We start from the raw sequence: 15038 nt of genomic DNA on the forward strand, positions 1-15038 counted from the left end.
CCACCTCCAACCGTCTCCTTGCGAGTTGCGGTAAGCCCGCAGCATGGAGTCGACGCAGGTGGCAGCTGACATTGGTCTGCAATTCGCCGAGGTCTCGGGCTGTCCCGGCGGAGGTCCTCGCACGGCCAGTGCGAAGTGACAGCAGGCGAAGTCTCAGTGGATGAGCGAGAGCGCGCAGACTGATCACGTCGGAGGCTGGTTCCGTTTCGGACACAGGCGGGATCTTGTCGCAAGGCTGCCGCAACGTCAACGGGCAACCGCGCCCACCTGCGCCAACGCGGGATCAAGGCGACAAATGCTCAAGTCCTGTGGATCGGCCTCGGGCTGGACGCGAAGGGCGTACCTTCCCGAGCGATCGATCGAGGTTTGGGAGGCCACGAACCGGCGCCACTTCGCTGTTCAGGGCGTAGAACCGCTCACCTGGGAGATCGTGCCCCCGCACAGGGAGTTGGCGCGCCACTCGCTGTTGCTGCTCATGCCGGCGCTGTACGACGCGGTCGGCAATCCGCTGCGACGGCTGGGCGACCACGACATACGCCGCCTGGACCTGTACGAATGGCTGCTCGTAGAGTTCGTCCGCCGCGAGGTCGTCAAGCACCAAGGCCTGCTGGCGCCGTCCGCAGAAGCCGAAGCCGTCGACAAGGAGCTCGGTCGGCTCGGTGTGATCGCGATGGGCATGTTCAACCGCCGCAGCCAGAACCTGACGGCTGACCAGGCGGACAGCGACATCGACGGGCTGCTTGGCGAGGGCGGTTCTACGCGGCTGTTCGGACGGTTCTTCTTCGTCCACCCAGCGCAGGCCGTGGTCGCCGAGGAACGCCTCAGATCGTACGAGTTCCTGCACGCCACGTTCGGCGAGTACCTGGTGGCCCGGCTGCTCTGCGACGAGGTGCGGCGGGTCCTTGCCGAGTGGGAGCGGACCGGGGCGACGCGGGGCGATGGCGACATGTCATACCCCTTGCTCTCGTTCGTCCCGCTCTCGGATCGCGCCGAGGTCCGGGACAACATCAGGGAGTTGTTCAGGCCAGGCGGGTCACGCTGGCACGGCAGCCTACCGGGGCTACTGCGCACCCAGTTCCAGCGCGGAGGCGATCAAGTGAAGGCGACGAAGACGTGCCCGGGGGAGGCGGTGCAGGAGTGCGGCGAGCAGCGCGCGGTCCGGCCAGGTGAGCTTTGGCTTGTCGGGCTGTCTTTGCAGCACGGCCAGTTGGTGGCGCAGCGCCAGGATCTCGGTGTCCTTGTCGCGATCGCTCATCGGCAGGAGCTGGTCGGTGGGGTGGTGGTGGCCGGTACCGGTCCTGGGTGTCCGCATTACTGCTGACGGGTGGCGGTAAGGCGCGGTTGGCGGCGGTAGGGCTCGGGTCGTGATCGGGGATCGGAGCGGGTCCAGGGCTGTTGGGGTTCGATTCGAAGGGGGGACCTGAACCATTCACCAACCGACCCTGGATGACCGGCGAAATCGGGCTCTCCTGGTCAACTGAGGACGTCCAGGTCGGTCGGCGCAGGCCGACCTGGACGTCATGGTCAGGCGAGATCGAACCGGTCGAGGTTCATCACCTTGTTCCACGCAGCGACGAAGTCGTTCACGGACTTCTCCTTCGCGTCGTCGCTCGCGTAGAACTCCGCGAGCGCGCGCAGCTCGGAGTGCGACCCGAAGACGAGGTCGGCACGGCTGCCGGTCCACTTGACCTCGCCGGTGGCGGCGTCGCGACCTTCGAACGTGTTCGCGTCCTCGGACGTCGCCGTCCACGTCGTGCCCAGGTCGAGCAGGTTGACGAAGAAGTCGTTGGTCAGAGACCCGGGGGGTCGTGGTGAAGACGCCGAGCGGCGACTGCTGGTGGTTCGCGCCCAGGACGCGGAGGCCACCGACGAGGACCGTCATTTCGGGGGCGCTCAGGGTCAGCAGGTTCGCCCGGTCGGTCAGCAGGTACTCGGCCGGCAGCCGGTTGCCCTTCCCGAGGTAGTTGCGGAACCCGTCGGCGGTCGGCTCGAGCGCGGCGAACGACTCCACGTCGGTGTGCTCCTGCGACGCGTCCACGCGACCCGGCGCGAAGGGGACCTCGACGCCACCGGCCACCGGCCACGCGGAGTAGCACTCGGCGCGGGGTTCCACCTCCACGCTCACGCTTCCCCGCCCAGGTGGGCAGAACCCACATCGGACCCTACGGTTCGCATGGGATCGCTTACTAAGACCCGAAGTCCTGCGCGCGGACACCGCCAAGGCCGCGGCCGCCAAGGGCGGCAACGCGATGAAGATCCGGCCGTCGTCCGGGGAGAAACACGGCAGGAAACGGATGGCCACCCTGGGAGCCGTCTACGATGCCGAACCCGCGCCGCGCACGGTCGACGACATCATCGCCGGCCCAGACCAGCAGGACGACGCCGTCCACGGCACGGCGCTTGAGCGTCGCCAGGGGCCGAAGGCCCGGTCGAAGTGGTTGTGCGGCTCGGTGAACGACACCGCCGCGCAGGTGGTGGCCGCCGTGTTCGACCAGGCAGAGCACCGCGACCCAGGCCACCGCCGTCCCTGGGTCGTCCTGGTCGACGGGGCCCACCATCAGATCGACCTCATCAAGGCCGAGGCACAACAGCGCGGCGTGGACGTCCACGTCATCGTCGACCTCGTCCACGTGCTCGAATACCTGTGGCGAGCGGCCTGATGCCTGCACGACATCGGCGATGCCTCCGCCGAGAGCTGGGTCGCCCGTAACGCCCACGTCCTGCTGGCCGGTGGCGTGCATCAGACCGCCGCCGCACTCGAGACGGCCGCCCACGCCGCCGGACTGCACGGCGCCCAGCGCAAGGGCATCGACGAGGCCGTCTACCTCACCGGCAAGGCCGAGCATCTGCGCTACGACACCGCCCTGGAACGCGGCTGGCCAATCGCCACCGGGATCATCGAGGGAGCATGCCGACACCTGGTCAAAGACCGCCTGGACATCACCGGCGCCCGGTGGTGCCTGGCCGGTGCTGAAGCCGTACTCAAGCTGCGTGCCGTCCGCGCGAACGGTGACTTCGACGCCTACTGGGCCTGGCGCCAGCAACAGGACCTCATCCGCAACCACCAGACGCGCTACCGCGACCAGGCCATACCCACCGCCTGATCGACGGCACCCTCAGAAGATCTGCACCCGACCCTGATCGTTCCCGGCACGGACGCGGCCGCACTGATCGTTCCAAGCCTGGCCAGCTCGCTGGCAGCCGTCCTTGACCGGCGCAAACTGCTGGCCAGACCTATCCGTGCGCCCAGGTGGTGAGTGTGCTCGCGGCCGCCGCTCGCCTCGACGAGACGGATGACCACGGTCGGTGACGACTCGACCCTTGTCTGTGCGGCGGCTCCGTAGACGGGGATGCCGGCCGGGGCTAATCCCACAGCAGCGGCACGGCAGGCGTGCGGCTGAAGCATCCTCCCGGAGCAGCGGACATCACCAGTAGTGGCGGCGTCCGCCCACGGCGTGGCCCATCGCGCCCAGGACCCAGAGGACGACCCCAATGACCAGCAGGACGACTCCTATTGTCCATAGGATGCCGATTCCGGTCAGGAGTCCGACAACGAGCAGGATGATCCCAAGGATGATCATGATGGCCTCCGAGGGTGATGAATCCCCGAGAATCGGGTACCCCGCCGTGGGGCTGCCACACCGCCAGGAGCAAATCGTTTGAGCAAACGAAGAGCGACGTGGGTGGATCTCTGTGCATCACGACACCCTGGGTGATCGTCTGTTCCCCTGAACGGAGAAGAGGGCCGCCGCTGTCGTACGACGCAGCAATTCGAGGGTGTCGATCTGGTTGCGTGCGCGGTCCAGCAGATCTGTAAGTTGTGACTCGTCCAGATGGGCCTGTTCTGGAGCCAGTGCGAGCAGCGTGTGCCAGAGCAAGCTCTTACCCTCCACCCCCAACCGTAGAGTCTCGAGCTCCACGACCGCGTCCAGGCCGGAGCTCCGTCCCGGGCACCGTTCGGTTTCAGCCGTCTTACCCTTTCTCCCGCCCACCCCGCGTAGATTTTGTAGCGGCGGGCGGGCACGTCGACTGCGTTCATGATGCGGAGCAGGGCCTGCCGGTCCTGAGCGATCTCGTCGGCGATGTGCTGCAGGTGGGGGCCCTGGGGAGAACGGCGATGCCGTTGGGCCAGGTGCCGTGCGAGGCCGACGCCGAAGGTAGCGCCGGCCAGGTGATCGTTCAGATAGATGCCGAGCATGTCGTGATGCATCACGAGCCCCTTCTCTCGTTCAGATAGATGCCGAGCATGTCGTGATGCATCACGAGCCCCTTCTCAGCTGCTCTGCCGATCTGGCCGTCGACCCGCACTCAGCGATCACCTGTCGGCGTCGGTGGTACACGTTCACCGGGTGCGTTCCTGCTTCCAGGCTCAGCCAGACTGTTTGCCGGGCCCAGCACCTGCGGCACCCCCTGACGCGTAGCAGGGGAAAGGTCCGGCTCCGTTGTCACCTGGTAAGGCGAGCGGAACAACCGCCCTGCTTCGCGTCGTTCCACAGCTGCCCCGTCACTCTTCGTCCTCGTCGTACTCCTCTTCCTGTTCGTCAGGGCCCGCTTCCTCGTCGTAGCCCTCTTCCTCTTCTTCCTCGTCCCCCTCGTATTCAGCCGCCGCTTCCTCCTCTTCCATTGCCTCCTCGTGGGTACGGACCACCTCACCGTCGCGGATTTCGCCGCGCCAGCCCTCGACTTCCCCATCGGTGAGCGTGGCATACCGCTGGAAGTGCTTGAAGTCCAGCCGCAAACGACGTCCTTGGACACGCCAGAGGTTGCCCGTCTTCTCGAAGAAGCCCGAGGGGTAGTATTCGACCACCAGCACGATGCGCGTCAGATTGGGTGCGAGCTCGTGAAAACTGACACAGCCGCGAGTCGTGCCCTTCGCACCCTCGGAGGTCCATACGATGCGGTCGTCCGGCACTTGTTCCTGAACAGTCGCCTTCCAGCCGCGGGTTGAGGGGCCTACCTTCACCTTCCAGTCGCTGCTGGTCTCGTCGCCCTTGGACACACTGCGCACGCCTTTGGTGAAGCTGCTGAACTCCTCGTACTGGGTCCAGCGGTCGTATGCCATGCGAATCGGCACTCCCACGTCCAGCACTTCGACGATGTTCATCACCTTCGTGCTGCCGGACTTGCGTCCCTTCCCACCACCGAACACGTCCTTGACCTTGCCCAGCACGCTGTCCTTGATTCCCTTGGCCTTCTCGCCGAGGAACGCCTTCAACGGGGAATCGCCCTTGAGGATCCGGGCGCCGATGGCAGGGAGTTTGCCGCCATTCTCGGCGACGTCCAGGAGTTGGTCGGTGACATCCGCAAGTTTGTCCCCGGCTCTGTCTGCCAGGTGCTCCACCTGGGCACCGAGGTAGTCGACGAGCTCGTCGCGCAGCAGCTCCAGACCCGAGCCTTCGCCGCGGTCGGTGTCGAGATCTTTACTGGCCATGACCTACCTCCGCCGCGCGGCAGCCGTCTTGGCAGTCGCCTTCTTCGCCGTGGCCTTCTTCGCGGTCGCTCGCTTCGCAGTCGTCTTCTTGGCCGCAGTCGTCTTCTTCGCCGGGGGGGCCGCGGCCCTCTTCGCTGCGGCCTTCTTCGCGGCAGTCTTCTTGGCTGGAGCCTTCTTCGGCGGGACCGTTCTCCTTGACGGGGCAGCCGTCTTGCCGGCAGAGCGCTTGGCCGCCCGCTTCTCGGCGGCGCTCCTCGCAGTGCGGCGGCGCCGTGGCGGCTCCTCCTCAGCTTCTTCCTCCTCGGGCTCCTCGGGCTCTTCCTCCGGTTCTTCTTCCTCCAGTTCCTCTTCCTCCGGTTCTTCCTCCTCTTCCTCGGCTTCCTCTTCGCCCTCGTACCGCTCCTCGTACTCGGGTTCCTGGCCCTCGTTCTCCTCCGGTTCCTCCTCGCCCTCTTCGTACTCTTCCCCCCTCTTCTCGCCTATGCGAAGCGTGCGTTCATGGAGGGCATCTGCGAGGTCGGCGAGGCGGCGATCGGCGGTGGCCGCCAGGGCTTGGCGTCCGGCGTCCATCAGTCCGCCACGCAGCTGGTCGTTCAGCTCGGCGACTCCTGGAACGTCTCCGAGTTTGCGTAGGCCTTCGGTCACCAGTTGCTGAGGATTGAGCGCGAAGCGGCGGCCGGCGAGATAGGTCGCCACGGCGAAGGCGAGACGCCCCTTCTTCGTGCGTCCGAGCACATACCCACCGGCGACCGCGGCAGCAAGAGCGATCTTGGTCGTGTCTTTCATGATCCGGTTCCCTTCGAAACGGACAGGCGACAACGCCCAGTTCCGGGCCTAACACCCCTGCCCAGCCCGCGATTAAGGAACAAAGGGACTCACGCTACGCATCATGTGGACCGCTGCCCCCGGGCAGGTCGCATACGCTCGTCTGACGGACTCAGGCAAGGCCGCCAACGCTGGTGCTACCCACAGCGGTGCGATACATGTCCCTATATGATGAAATTGTATCTTCGCGCAGGGAATATGGCGCCCGCTCCGAACCACCGGAGAGACCATGGCCGCACCAGAACCCGCCCGGCGGCGGTCCAGCGGTAGCCGTGGCACCGGCCGGGCCAGTGCCAAAGAGGCGCAGGGCCGCTCCCCCAAGGGCAATGCGGCTTGGGCCATGCGCTCCGCGGCCGAACAGCTGAAGGAATTGCTCGGACGGGCCCCCGAGTCGGTATCGGCGCTGAAACCGACGGATGACGGATGGGAAGCCGCCGTAGAGGTACTCGAACTGGAACGCGTCCCAGAAACCACCAGTGTGATGGCCAGCTATCGAGTGACACTCGACAAGGAGGGCAATCTCGTGGCGTACGAAAGGACGCGCCGCTACACGCGTGGACAGATCGACCGGCGAGGCTGAGGCACAGCCGGTGAAGGGAGGCACCATGACCGTGGTGCCGCAAGGTGGAGGCGGTGTCGCCCGGGGTGGTGGCACCAGCAGCCTCTACGACGTCCTGGAACTCATTCTTGATCGCGGACTCGTGATCGATGTCTTCATCCGCGTGTCGCTGGTGGGGATAGAAATCCTGAAGATCGACGCTCGCATTGTCGTGGCCAGCGTCGACACGTATTTGCGCTTCGCCGAGGCATGCAACCGTCTTGATCTCGAAGCCGGAAGGAAAGCGCCGGCCCAGCTGACCGACATCATCGGCGAGTCCGTGGAGAGCGGGGCCCGGGGCAAGACGAAGGGCGCCCTCTCCGGCGCCGTTGAAGCGATCACCGACTCCCTCAAGGACGTCACCGACCGTGACAGCAGTGACGAGGAGGAGGACGAGGACAGGGAGGAGGAACCCGTGGAGAGGCGACGGCGGCCGGCTCGGCGTACCGCCCGACAGGAAAGGGGCTCCCCCCGTGACAAGGAATGAGCCATGGCCGTATACATCTACTCCATCACCAGCAAACAGCACCCGCTCCGTATCGCTGATCTTTGCGGCGTGGGCGAGCCTCCTGCCGGCCTGCGGACAGTGACCGGTGGACCGCTGTGCGCGGTGATCAGTGACGCGCCGGAGGATCTGCGTCCCAAACGCCGTGACATCACCGCACACCAGGAGGTGCAGCAGCACCTGATGGCGGACGGCACCGTGCTGCCCCTGAGGTTCGGCTTCTTGGCAGCGGACGACGAAGCCGTCCGGCTGACTCTGGAGGAGCGCGCCGAGGAGTACACGGACAGGCTTCGGGCACTGGAGGGTTGCGCCGAGTACCACCTGAAGGCGTCGCAGGACGAGGAGGCGCTGCTGCGCCAGATCCTCCAGGAATCGAGCGTGGCCCGGCAGCTGAACGACGAGATGCGCAGCGGTACCGCAAGCCCCGACGTACCCGTCAGGCTGGGTGAGCTGGTTGCCCAGGAGGTGCAGGCGCGCCAGGAGGCGCTGGCCTCGGGTGTGGTCGAGGCGCTGCGCCCGTTCGCCCGGGAGCTCGAATCCTCGCAGCCGACCGGGTCGGACTTCCTCAGTGTCTCGTTCCTGGTGACCGACGACCAGGAAGAGCTTTTCCTCACCACGGAGTTGAGTGTCGCCAACCAGTTGGGCGACGACTTCGAGTTCCGGCTCAACGGCCCCCTTCCCCCCTACAGTTTCGTCTGAAGGAATTCCCATGGGCCTGTTCACACAGATCGTCACGCTTCCCCTGGCGCCGGTGCGCGGCGTCGTGTGGGCGGTGGACCGCGTCCTGGAAGCGGCCGAGAAGGAGTACTACGACCCGGCACCGGTGCTGCGCGACCTCGCCGAGCTGGAGCGGCAGCTCCTCGCGGGAGACATCGACGAGGAGACGTTCGACCGGCGCGAGGACGAACTGCTCGACCGGCTGGAGGAGATCAGAGCCTATTCGCAGGGCGGACAACCCTGACCCGGCACGGAACACGAGGCCACCACCGTGACTGAACCTCTGGCCAATAGGCTTGGCTCCTATCCTTCCAGAGCGGTGCCGCCGTATGGGCAGGGCTCCTCCGCCAATCTCGCCGACATCCTTGAGCGGGTGCTCGACAAGGGCATCGTGATCGCGGGCGACATTCGGATCAATCTGCTCGACATCGAGCTGTTGACCATCAAACTCCGCCTCATCGTCGCCTCGGTCGACAAGGCGAAGGAGATGGGCATCGACTGGTGGGAGCACGATCCCTCGCTGTCGTCACGGAGCAGGGATGAGCGGTCGCTCGCCGCGGAAAACCGGCAGCTGCGGGCCGAGATCGATGCGCTCCGACAGGGCGAGGCAATCCCCATGCATGGGGACGAGCCACGCGACCGCCGTCGGCAAGGACGTGCCCGCGATGAGTGACCTGGTCACCTACGTGTACGCCGTGGCACGCAACGCCGACGCGCTGGCGGAGCCCACGGCCGCGCTCAAAGGTGTCGCCGATGCCCCGGTCCATCTCGTGGCCGGCACCCATGACGACGCCTTGGTGTTCGTGGCCAGTCACGTGCCCGCGCAGGACTTCCAGGAGGATGCCCTCAAACGGCATCTCGAAGACCTGGATTGGCTGGAGGCGGTCGCCCGCGCTCACCACGGCGTCATTGAGGCCGTTGCCACGCGCACCACCGTGCTTCCCATGCGCCTGGCAACTGTGTACCTCGACGACAACAGAGCGCGGGACGTCCTGGATGGCGGGCGGGCCCTGTTCTCGGAGCGTTTGGCCCGTCTGGCCGAGCATGTCGAGTGGGGGGTCAAGATCTATGTCGAGCCGTCCGTGACCCCCGACGCTCCCGGTCCCACGCCGACAGCGGACCTCACCCCCGGGCGCGCCTATCTTCGTCACCGCAGGCAACAGCAGAGTGTCCGGGACAGCGTCTACCGGGCGGCCCAGCAAGCCGCCGAGCGGGTCGAGGCCGCGGGGCGCAAGCACGCCGCCGACCATGCCCGCCACCGGGTGCAGCAGGGTGTCCTCGCCGGCGGGGCGGGCGAGAACGTCGTCAACGACGCGTACCTCGTGCCCCGGGACCGTTGCGAGGAGTTCCGCGCCGAGGTGACGCATGCCGCTGACGGGGTGCAGGGGGTTCGCGTCGAGGTCACCGGCCCCTGGGCGCCGTACTCCTTCGCCATGCCGCCCGCAGGATCCAGCGATGCGGAAGAAGGTGCGTGCCCATGACGGCGCCGGGCCCGTCGTCCGTGGTCGAGCCGCTGCCGGAGCGGCAGGTCGCGCTGATCGATCTGCTGGACCGCCTTCTCAGCGGTGGGGTCGTGCTCACTGGTGATGTGGTGCTTTCCATCGCCGACATCGACCTCGTGCGGATCTCGCTGCGTGCCCTGATCGTCTCCATCAGCGCGCAGAATCCCTCGCCGTGGGCTGAAGCGACGCCGTCGCGAGGCGACCATGGCGGCTGAGGAGGCAGGTGGACCGGTGCGCCGCCGCGAAGAGGTCGCGGAGGCCGTCGCGCGTGCCTTCCGGCTGCTGCCTGCCGCGCCTCGCGATCTGCCGCCGCCAGGCGAGCGCTCGCGCTCGCCTGCCCGCCGGATCAGCACCGATCCCGACACCGTCGAGCGGGACCTCCTCAGGCTGGTTCTCACTCTGGTCGAGCTGCTGCGTCAGCTCATGGAACGCCAGGCACTGCACCGGGTAGACCAGGGAGACCTCACTGACGAGCAGGAGGAACGCCTGGGGGCGACACTCATGATCCTCCACAGTCGCATGACCGACCTGTGCGCCCAGTACGGGCTGACCATGGAGGACCTCAACCTCGATCTCGGGCCCCTGGGCACGTTGCTTCCACCCTCCGAATGAGCAGACGCCACTCCAGGCCGCAGTGATCCGGGATATCTGACCGAAGCGGAAGCTCTACGAGCGGGCCTCGGCCGCCGATGTCGCCAGCCGCTCAACGATACGGAAGGAAGCCCCATGGTACGCGCGGCTCGGCTGGGTTCGATGTCGACGGCACCCTGGTCGACACCCATCACGCCGTGATGCCCGTGCTGTCGCCTACCCGGCCGACCGTCCACGCCGCCGTATTCCGTGTTTGTCTCGCCGGCCAGGCTCATGGGCCGCCGGCCGGTTCCACCGCCGTCACGAGGACAGCAACCGTCACCGGGCCAGGGGCGTCGGCTCTCGCCGCCGCGGTCACTGCCGTGCGAACAGCGAGGGCAACATCGAGGGCACGATGGTTCTCGGCGGTCGCCAGTTCGATCTGGACGTGTCTGCCTGGAGGGTCGTTGCTGTCCCTGATCCGGATGGGGTGAGCGCCTCTCTGGGTCTGGGGCATGGGCAATCCCGAAACTGGGGCAAGGCGGGTCACGCCGACTACGGCTGCCGCCGCTTCGGCCAACTCTGCGGCCGGTTTCCGTAGTGGCACGGGGCCCGGCGACGGGGGCAGAGGGCCGGAAGCCGCGACGTGGGATGCTCCGGTGTCAGCGGCTGCGACGGGGGCCGGCCGTTCCGCCTCGGCCTCGGCCACCGAGGTCAGGTCCTCGAGCAGGTCCGTCACGTGCAGGTCGACCTCGGCCGTCACCAGTCCGAGGCGCTCGTGGGCCGCTGCCAGCAGCGCCTGGCGCAGCTGCTCCGCGGAGACGGGCAGGGGCTGTCGGGCCGGCGCCGAGAATTCCGTCTCGATTCGCAGCGGTCCCGGCGGCAGCGCGGTCCAAGGCGCCGGAACAGATGGCTCTGGCGCTGCTTCCGGGTCCGCCAGGCGGATGCGCACCGTGCCCAGCCGGATCCCGGGTACTCCGGAGGCCGCGCGGCTCAGCACTCCGCCGGCCGCGCGCTCAGTGATCCAGGCCCCGTCCTCGGGTCCGCCGAGCGGCAGGAGCCGGCCCAGGCCGATGTGCTGCCGCACCGCCGGCGTCCACCCGTCAGTCGCCATCGGCCATCACCCTCTTCATTCCGTATCGCGCTCTGTCCTGTCCTGACCGTCGGGAACACCCGAATGCAGCCGCTCACACCACCCGTTCCGCAGGCCAGGTCCCACCCCCGCGCTACACAGGAAGCATCCTGGACCAAACGAGCTTAACGTAGAAAATCGGACAGGGCTCTCATTTCGGGAAGGGGTGACCAGTTATGACCGATACGGGACAGCACAACCGGCCCGAGCCATCCGGCACTGAGTCCGCGAGGGAAACCGCGAGGAAGGATGTCGTGGCGGGGCGCGGCGTCGAGCCCGGCGCGCGGGGCCGGACCACCATCGCCGAAGGTGTGGTCGAGAAGATCGCCGGGATGGCGGCCCGAGACGTGGCCGGTGTCCATGCGATGGGCAGCGGAATCTCCCGGGCATTCGGGGCTGCGCGTGAACGCATACCCGGCACCGCCAAGTCCGTCTCGCGCGGGGTCAAGGTCGAAGTCGGCGAGACACAGACGGCCATCGATCTGGAGATCGTTGTCGACTATGGCGTCTCCATCAGGGACTTGGCGGGCGCCGTGCGGGAGAACGTGATCTCCGCAGTCGAGTGGATGACGGGCCTGGAAGTCGTCGAAGTCAACATCGCGGTCAGCGACGTGAAGCTTCCCGACGAAGAGGAAGAAGAGGAAGAGCAGCCGCGGCTGCGATAGCCGGTCTGGCGGAGCACGAAGGAGGGCACGATGAGCATGGCCGTGGTGGGCTTGGTTGCCGGGATGGCGCTCGGCTTCGCCGGGTATTTCGGCGGCTTCGGAGCTTTTCTCCTGGTGGCGGCACTGGGTGCCGTCGGATTCGTCGCCGGACGGTTCGCGGACGGCGACCTGGAGCTCGGCGACTTCTTCCGGCCCCGTGAGCGCGTCGACCGGCGACGGTGACCGGTGCCGCAGACAGAAGCCGCCACCCCGGCGGCGCCCAGACGCGATCGCGGTGCGACCCGTGTCGCCGATCGGGTCGTCGCGAAGATCGCCTCTCAGGCGGCGCGTGAGGCGTTGCGCAGATCCGGCGATTCCGCCGGCCGTTCGAGGCCACACGCGACGGTTTCGATGCGGCCTGCTTCTGAGCGGCAGCAGGCGCTCGGTGAGGCGCGGGTGCACATCGTCTTGGAGCTGGGTTACCCGTCCGACATCGGCGCCCAGTGTGGTGCTGTCCGTCGCGTGGTCACTGAGAGAGTGAGCGGGCTGGCATCCATGAGGGTTCGCGAAGTCACGGTGACGGTCGAGCAGCTGCATTTGGCAGGCGCGCGAGGCGAGGTCCCGAGGAGGACGAGGTGAGCGAACAGGAGCCGGAGTCGGCCACCCAGCGTGTGACGACCAGCGAAACCGAGCAGCCCCGTTCCACTACGGCAGGCACGCCCGAACCGGGCGTAGCGTCGGTCGGCGGGCCGCACGTGCGCCGGTTCTGGTCCGCACGGCGCGTGCCTGCCGCGATAGTGGCCCTGCTCGCCGCCGCGGGCACTGGCCTCCTCCTGTACGACGTGGTCGCTGTCCGAGCCGGCCGGTCCGCAATGAGCTGGCGGCGCAGTCTTGCCGACGAACTGGCGACGCGGCCCCTCGACAACGGCTGGATGATCGGCGGCGCTGTGCTGGCGATGGCCGTCGGCTTGTGGCTGCTGTTCCTCGCGGTGACCCCCGGGCTGCGTCGGTTGCTGCCGATGCAGCCCCCCGCCGATGCGCGGGGCGCCGACATCCGCGCTGGGCTCGACCGCTCCGCTGCCGCGCTCGTGCTACGCGACCGGGCCATGGAGGTACCGGGCGTCCAGTCGGCCCGGATCGGCGTGGGCCGCCGCAAGGTCAGGGCAAGGGTGCAGTCCCACTTCCGCGATCTCGAAGAGGTCCGGGGCGACCTGGAGGAGACACTGGCGAACGCCGTATTGCAACTTGGGCTCGCCCGGCCACCAGCCTTGTCCGTTGACGTCCGACGCCCGAAGAAGGGGTGACATCACATGTACAGAACGGTCAACCGGGCTCTGCTGGGGCTGATCGGGGCCGGCCTGCTTGCGCTGGGCGCTGCGGTGTTGCTCGGCGGACTCGACCTCCAGCGACGGTGGGGCTTCGAAGTGCCGAGCTGGTGGCCTTTCCGGGGGCCCGACGATGTGGTGCTCGGGGATGAGGGGCGGACTCGGTTCCGGGACGACTGGTGGTGGTGGCCCGTCGTCATAGCCATCCTTGTCGTGCTGCTGATCCTCCTGTTGTGGTGGCTGCTGGCCCAACTGCGCAGACACCGCGTTGCTACGGTCCTCGTCGACAGCGGCGACGGGGAAGGAGCACGAGTACAGGGAAGGGCACTGGAGTCCGTCCTGACTGCCGACGCAGAAGCCGTGGACGGCATCGCGCAGGCACACGTACGGCTGACGGGCCGACCCACGGCTCCTCTGGCGCGAGTAGGTCTACAGCTCGAAGCGCATGCTGCACCGGCGAACGCCTTGGAGCAGCTGAGCCGGGAGACGCTGCGCCACGCCCGAGAATCCGCCGGCTTGGGCAGTCTCCGGGCCATGGCCCAACTCCGCGCGGTCCGTCACCGGGCCCGCCGGGTGACATGACAACCCTCCCATCGCCGGAGTCGTACGGGGGTCATCATTTCCTGCCCACCACCATTCACAGACGGTCGACGGGTGCGGGACCAACGACGAGACCCTTGGCCCGTGCACTGCTCGCGATATGCGTCACCGAATGGAGACTTCCAGTCTGTAGCGGCGCGGTGGCAATCCGGAATTGCGGCCTGGCCGGTTGGGGTTGCTCCTGCGGGGCGCTGCGGGTTCACTGCCCTCGCTCCGATCAAGGTCCACATCTATCAACACAGTTGCATTGTCCTGGGTTCTCTGGAACGGCAGGCGACTCCCCCTGGTTTGCTGCGGATGATTAGGGGAAGCCGGTGAGTATCAGGACGACGAATAAGGTGAAATGAGATGAGTGCGAACAAAAAGATTAAGGCCAAGGCAGAGCAGGTCAAAGGGAAGACCAAGGAAGGTGTAGGGCGCGCCCTTGGAAATGAAGAGATGACGATCAAGGGGCACGCCGAGAAATCCAAGGGAGATCTGCGCGAGGCCAAGGAGAAGGCGAAGGGCAGTGCACGCAAGGTGAAGGACGCTCTTGAGCCGTAGTCCTGAAGGTCGGCGCCGTCAGCCTCATGATCACTCTGCGTGCAGTGCCCGGGAGCACGGTGAACCACAGTGCAGCACCTCGGGAGCCTGAAGCGTCGGCGTTGACCCGCACGAGCGGGGCGCGTGCGGCCAGGGCATGAGTGTCCGGGCGGGGCGGTGTCGACCTTGTACTGGAGTTGACCGGGAGGGCCGAACGACGCCACAGGCTTCTGCCGGCCCGCGCGGTGGTCTGCTTCGTCCTGGCTCTGTGCTTGTTCAGCAGCTCCGACAGCGCCGGGCTGCCGGGATACCGGGTGGTCCTGCGGACCCTCACCGAGAAATTGCGGCACCTGCCGGGCGGGATCGTCCAGCGCCTGCCCACCAGTTCGGCCCTCACCAGAGCCCGCCAGCGCCTGGGAGACAAGCCGTTCCAGGCGCTCTTCGAACGCCGGTGCGGCACCCGGGCGACACCCACGACCCCGGGAGCGTGAGTCCGGACCGTACGAGGCTCGGCGAGCTCATGGACCGGGCGGCGGCACAGATGGCCACCGTGGACGCCCTCCACGCGGACGCCGGGGCCCTCACCCACCAGACACCGGGGGAGGGGCGCACCCTGGTCCGCGTGCACGCCTCATAGGGCCTGGTTCCGATCAACGGCATGGGGAGT

General features: G+C 67.2%; 23 protein-coding genes and 1 pseudogene. 18 read left to right on the forward strand and 6 right to left on the reverse strand.

Going from position 1 to position 15038, the window contains the following annotated elements; genetic code table 11:
• Positions 1-295: 295 nt before the first annotated feature.
• Positions 296-1321, forward strand: a complete 1026-nt coding sequence (locus ABD858_RS29690; protein WP_345043249.1) for a hypothetical protein — start codon at positions 296-298, stop codon at positions 1319-1321.
• A gap of 203 nt (positions 1322-1524) precedes the next feature.
• Here ABD858_RS29690 and ABD858_RS29695 read toward each other — a convergent pair.
• A pseudogene (locus ABD858_RS29695) lies at positions 1525-2065 on the reverse strand (peroxidase family protein); the annotation flags it as partial.
• 229 nt (positions 2066-2294) lie between these two features.
• Here ABD858_RS29695 and ABD858_RS29700 point away from each other — a divergent pair.
• Positions 2295-2660, forward strand: coding sequence for a hypothetical protein (locus ABD858_RS29700; protein ID WP_345043251.1), 366 nt, complete (start codon positions 2295-2297; stop codon positions 2658-2660).
• Between the two features lie 75 nt (positions 2661-2735).
• On the forward strand, positions 2736-3104 hold the full coding sequence (locus ABD858_RS29705) for a hypothetical protein (protein ID WP_345043254.1): 369 nt from the start codon (positions 2736-2738) through the stop codon (positions 3102-3104).
• Between the two features lie 321 nt (positions 3105-3425).
• On the opposite strand, the gene ABD858_RS29710 is transcribed toward ABD858_RS29705, so the two are convergent.
• The 4 genes from ABD858_RS29710 to ABD858_RS29725 form a co-directional block, all read right to left on the reverse strand.
• Positions 3426-3614, reverse strand: coding sequence for a DUF6131 family protein (locus ABD858_RS29710; RefSeq protein ID WP_486389251.1), 189 nt, complete (start codon positions 3612-3614; stop codon positions 3426-3428).
• Positions 3615-3698: 84 nt separating this feature from the next.
• On the reverse strand, positions 3699-3878 hold the full coding sequence (locus tag ABD858_RS29715; protein WP_345043258.1) for a hypothetical protein: 180 nt from the start codon (positions 3876-3878) through the stop codon (positions 3699-3701).
• Between the two features lie 626 nt (positions 3879-4504).
• A complete protein-coding gene (locus ABD858_RS29720; protein WP_345043261.1) occupies positions 4505-5431 on the reverse strand; it encodes an SRPBCC family protein in 927 nt (308 codons plus the stop codon).
• A 3-nt stretch (positions 5432-5434) separates the two neighbouring features.
• A complete protein-coding gene (locus ABD858_RS29725; RefSeq protein WP_345043263.1) occupies positions 5435-6217 on the reverse strand; it encodes a histone protein in 783 nt (260 codons plus the stop codon).
• 268 nt (positions 6218-6485) lie between these two features.
• On the opposite strand from ABD858_RS29725, the gene ABD858_RS29730 reads away from it, so the two are divergent.
• Genes ABD858_RS29730 through ABD858_RS29765 form a run of 8 tightly spaced genes read left to right on the forward strand, consistent with a single transcriptional unit; the run spans position 6486 to position 10190 of the window.
• The gene (locus ABD858_RS29730) at positions 6486-6836 is read left to right on the forward strand and encodes a gas vesicle protein GvpO (protein WP_345033954.1); all 351 of its coding nucleotides are present in this window, start codon (positions 6486-6488) and stop codon (positions 6834-6836) included.
• A gap of 25 nt (positions 6837-6861) precedes the next feature.
• Entirely contained in the window at positions 6862-7341 is a 480-nt protein-coding gene (locus ABD858_RS29735; RefSeq protein ID WP_345043265.1) for a gas vesicle structural protein GvpA, read from the forward strand.
• A 3-nt stretch (positions 7342-7344) separates the two neighbouring features.
• Entirely contained in the window at positions 7345-8058 is a 714-nt protein-coding gene (locus ABD858_RS29740; protein WP_345043267.1) for a GvpL/GvpF family gas vesicle protein, read from the forward strand.
• Between the two features lie 10 nt (positions 8059-8068).
• The gene (locus tag ABD858_RS29745; RefSeq protein WP_345043270.1) at positions 8069-8320 is read left to right on the forward strand and encodes a gas vesicle protein GvpG; all 252 of its coding nucleotides are present in this window, start codon (positions 8069-8071) and stop codon (positions 8318-8320) included.
• Between the two features lie 27 nt (positions 8321-8347).
• Entirely contained in the window at positions 8348-8749 is a 402-nt protein-coding gene (locus tag ABD858_RS29750) for a gas vesicle protein (protein WP_345043272.1), read from the forward strand.
• Complete coding sequence (locus tag ABD858_RS29755; RefSeq protein ID WP_345043275.1) at positions 8697-9557, forward strand: GvpL/GvpF family gas vesicle protein; 861 nt, start codon at positions 8697-8699, stop codon at positions 9555-9557. The genes ABD858_RS29750 and ABD858_RS29755 overlap by 53 nt, the downstream gene beginning before the upstream one ends.
• Positions 9554-9793: a gas vesicle protein gene (locus ABD858_RS29760; protein ID WP_345043277.1), complete on the forward strand. Its 240-nt coding sequence runs from the start codon at positions 9554-9556 to the stop codon at positions 9791-9793. The genes ABD858_RS29755 and ABD858_RS29760 overlap by 4 nt, the downstream gene beginning before the upstream one ends.
• Positions 9783-10190: a gas vesicle protein K gene (locus ABD858_RS29765; RefSeq protein WP_345043279.1), complete on the forward strand. Its 408-nt coding sequence runs from the start codon at positions 9783-9785 to the stop codon at positions 10188-10190. Before ABD858_RS29760 ends, ABD858_RS29765 begins: the two co-directional genes overlap by 11 nt.
• A gap of 250 nt (positions 10191-10440) precedes the next feature.
• On the opposite strand, the gene ABD858_RS29770 is transcribed toward ABD858_RS29765, so the two are convergent.
• The gene (locus ABD858_RS29770; RefSeq protein ID WP_345043282.1) at positions 10441-11262 is read right to left on the reverse strand and encodes a hypothetical protein; all 822 of its coding nucleotides are present in this window, start codon (positions 11260-11262) and stop codon (positions 10441-10443) included.
• Between the two features lie 194 nt (positions 11263-11456).
• Between ABD858_RS29770 and ABD858_RS29775 the strand changes: the two genes are divergently transcribed.
• The 7 genes from ABD858_RS29775 to ABD858_RS29805 all read left to right on the forward strand — a co-directional run bounded on the left by ABD858_RS29775 (position 11457) and on the right by ABD858_RS29805 (position 15008).
• A complete protein-coding gene (locus tag ABD858_RS29775) occupies positions 11457-11945 on the forward strand; it encodes an Asp23/Gls24 family envelope stress response protein (protein WP_345043284.1) in 489 nt (162 codons plus the stop codon).
• 30 nt (positions 11946-11975) lie between these two features.
• Positions 11976-12167: a hypothetical protein gene (locus ABD858_RS29780; protein WP_345043286.1), complete on the forward strand. Its 192-nt coding sequence runs from the start codon at positions 11976-11978 to the stop codon at positions 12165-12167.
• A gap of 392 nt (positions 12168-12559) precedes the next feature.
• On the forward strand, positions 12560-13228 hold the full coding sequence (locus tag ABD858_RS29785) for a DUF6286 domain-containing protein (RefSeq protein WP_345043289.1): 669 nt from the start codon (positions 12560-12562) through the stop codon (positions 13226-13228).
• Between the two features lie 6 nt (positions 13229-13234).
• A complete protein-coding gene (amaP, locus tag ABD858_RS29790) occupies positions 13235-13831 on the forward strand; it encodes an alkaline shock response membrane anchor protein AmaP (RefSeq protein WP_345043291.1) in 597 nt (198 codons plus the stop codon).
• 366 nt (positions 13832-14197) lie between these two features.
• Positions 14198-14392 carry a CsbD family protein gene (locus tag ABD858_RS29795; RefSeq protein ID WP_345043293.1) on the forward strand — a complete coding sequence of 65 codons (195 nt, stop codon included), beginning with the start codon at positions 14198-14200 and terminating at the stop codon, positions 14390-14392.
• A 140-nt stretch (positions 14393-14532) separates the two neighbouring features.
• The gene (locus ABD858_RS29800) at positions 14533-14862 is read left to right on the forward strand and encodes a transposase domain-containing protein (protein WP_345043296.1); all 330 of its coding nucleotides are present in this window, start codon (positions 14533-14535) and stop codon (positions 14860-14862) included.
• Positions 14859-15008, forward strand: coding sequence for a hypothetical protein (locus ABD858_RS29805; RefSeq protein WP_345043298.1), 150 nt, complete (start codon positions 14859-14861; stop codon positions 15006-15008). The genes ABD858_RS29800 and ABD858_RS29805 overlap by 4 nt, the downstream gene beginning before the upstream one ends.
• The last annotated feature ends 30 nt before the right edge of the window (positions 15009-15038 follow it).

The organism is Streptomyces sannanensis, assembly GCF_039536205.1.
Lineage (GTDB): Bacteria > Actinomycetota > Actinomycetes > Streptomycetales > Streptomycetaceae > Streptomyces > Streptomyces sannanensis.

Bases quoted from the DNA above. Each gene is read 5' to 3' on its own strand.
- ABD858_RS29690 (WP_345043249.1), top strand. From the start codon at position 296: ATGCTCAAGTCCTGTGGATCGGCCTCGGGCTGGACGCGAAGGGCGTAC.
- ABD858_RS29700 (WP_345043251.1), top strand. From the start codon at position 2,295: ATGGCCACCCTGGGAGCCGTCTACGATGCCGAACCCGCGCCGCGCACG.
- ABD858_RS29720 (WP_345043261.1), bottom strand. From the start codon at position 5,431: ATGGCCAGTAAAGATCTCGACACCGACCGCGGCGAAGGCTCGGGTCTG.
- ABD858_RS29725 (WP_345043263.1), bottom strand. From the start codon at position 6,217: ATGAAAGACACGACCAAGATCGCTCTTGCTGCCGCGGTCGCCGGTGGG.
- ABD858_RS29730 (WP_345033954.1), top strand. From the start codon at position 6,486: ATGGCCGCACCAGAACCCGCCCGGCGGCGGTCCAGCGGTAGCCGTGGC.
- ABD858_RS29735 (WP_345043265.1), top strand. From the start codon at position 6,862: ATGACCGTGGTGCCGCAAGGTGGAGGCGGTGTCGCCCGGGGTGGTGGC.
- ABD858_RS29740 (WP_345043267.1), top strand. From the start codon at position 7,345: ATGGCCGTATACATCTACTCCATCACCAGCAAACAGCACCCGCTCCGT.
- ABD858_RS29745 (WP_345043270.1), top strand. From the start codon at position 8,069: ATGGGCCTGTTCACACAGATCGTCACGCTTCCCCTGGCGCCGGTGCGC.
- ABD858_RS29755 (WP_345043275.1), top strand. From the start codon at position 8,697: ATGGGGACGAGCCACGCGACCGCCGTCGGCAAGGACGTGCCCGCGATG.
- ABD858_RS29760 (WP_345043277.1), top strand. From the start codon at position 9,554: ATGACGGCGCCGGGCCCGTCGTCCGTGGTCGAGCCGCTGCCGGAGCGG.
- ABD858_RS29765 (WP_345043279.1), top strand. From the start codon at position 9,783: ATGGCGGCTGAGGAGGCAGGTGGACCGGTGCGCCGCCGCGAAGAGGTC.
- ABD858_RS29770 (WP_345043282.1), bottom strand. From the start codon at position 11,262: ATGGCGACTGACGGGTGGACGCCGGCGGTGCGGCAGCACATCGGCCTG.
- ABD858_RS29775 (WP_345043284.1), top strand. From the start codon at position 11,457: ATGACCGATACGGGACAGCACAACCGGCCCGAGCCATCCGGCACTGAG.
- ABD858_RS29780 (WP_345043286.1), top strand. From the start codon at position 11,976: ATGAGCATGGCCGTGGTGGGCTTGGTTGCCGGGATGGCGCTCGGCTTC.
- amaP (WP_345043291.1), top strand. From the start codon at position 13,235: ATGTACAGAACGGTCAACCGGGCTCTGCTGGGGCTGATCGGGGCCGGC.
- ABD858_RS29795 (WP_345043293.1), top strand. From the start codon at position 14,198: ATGAGTGCGAACAAAAAGATTAAGGCCAAGGCAGAGCAGGTCAAAGGG.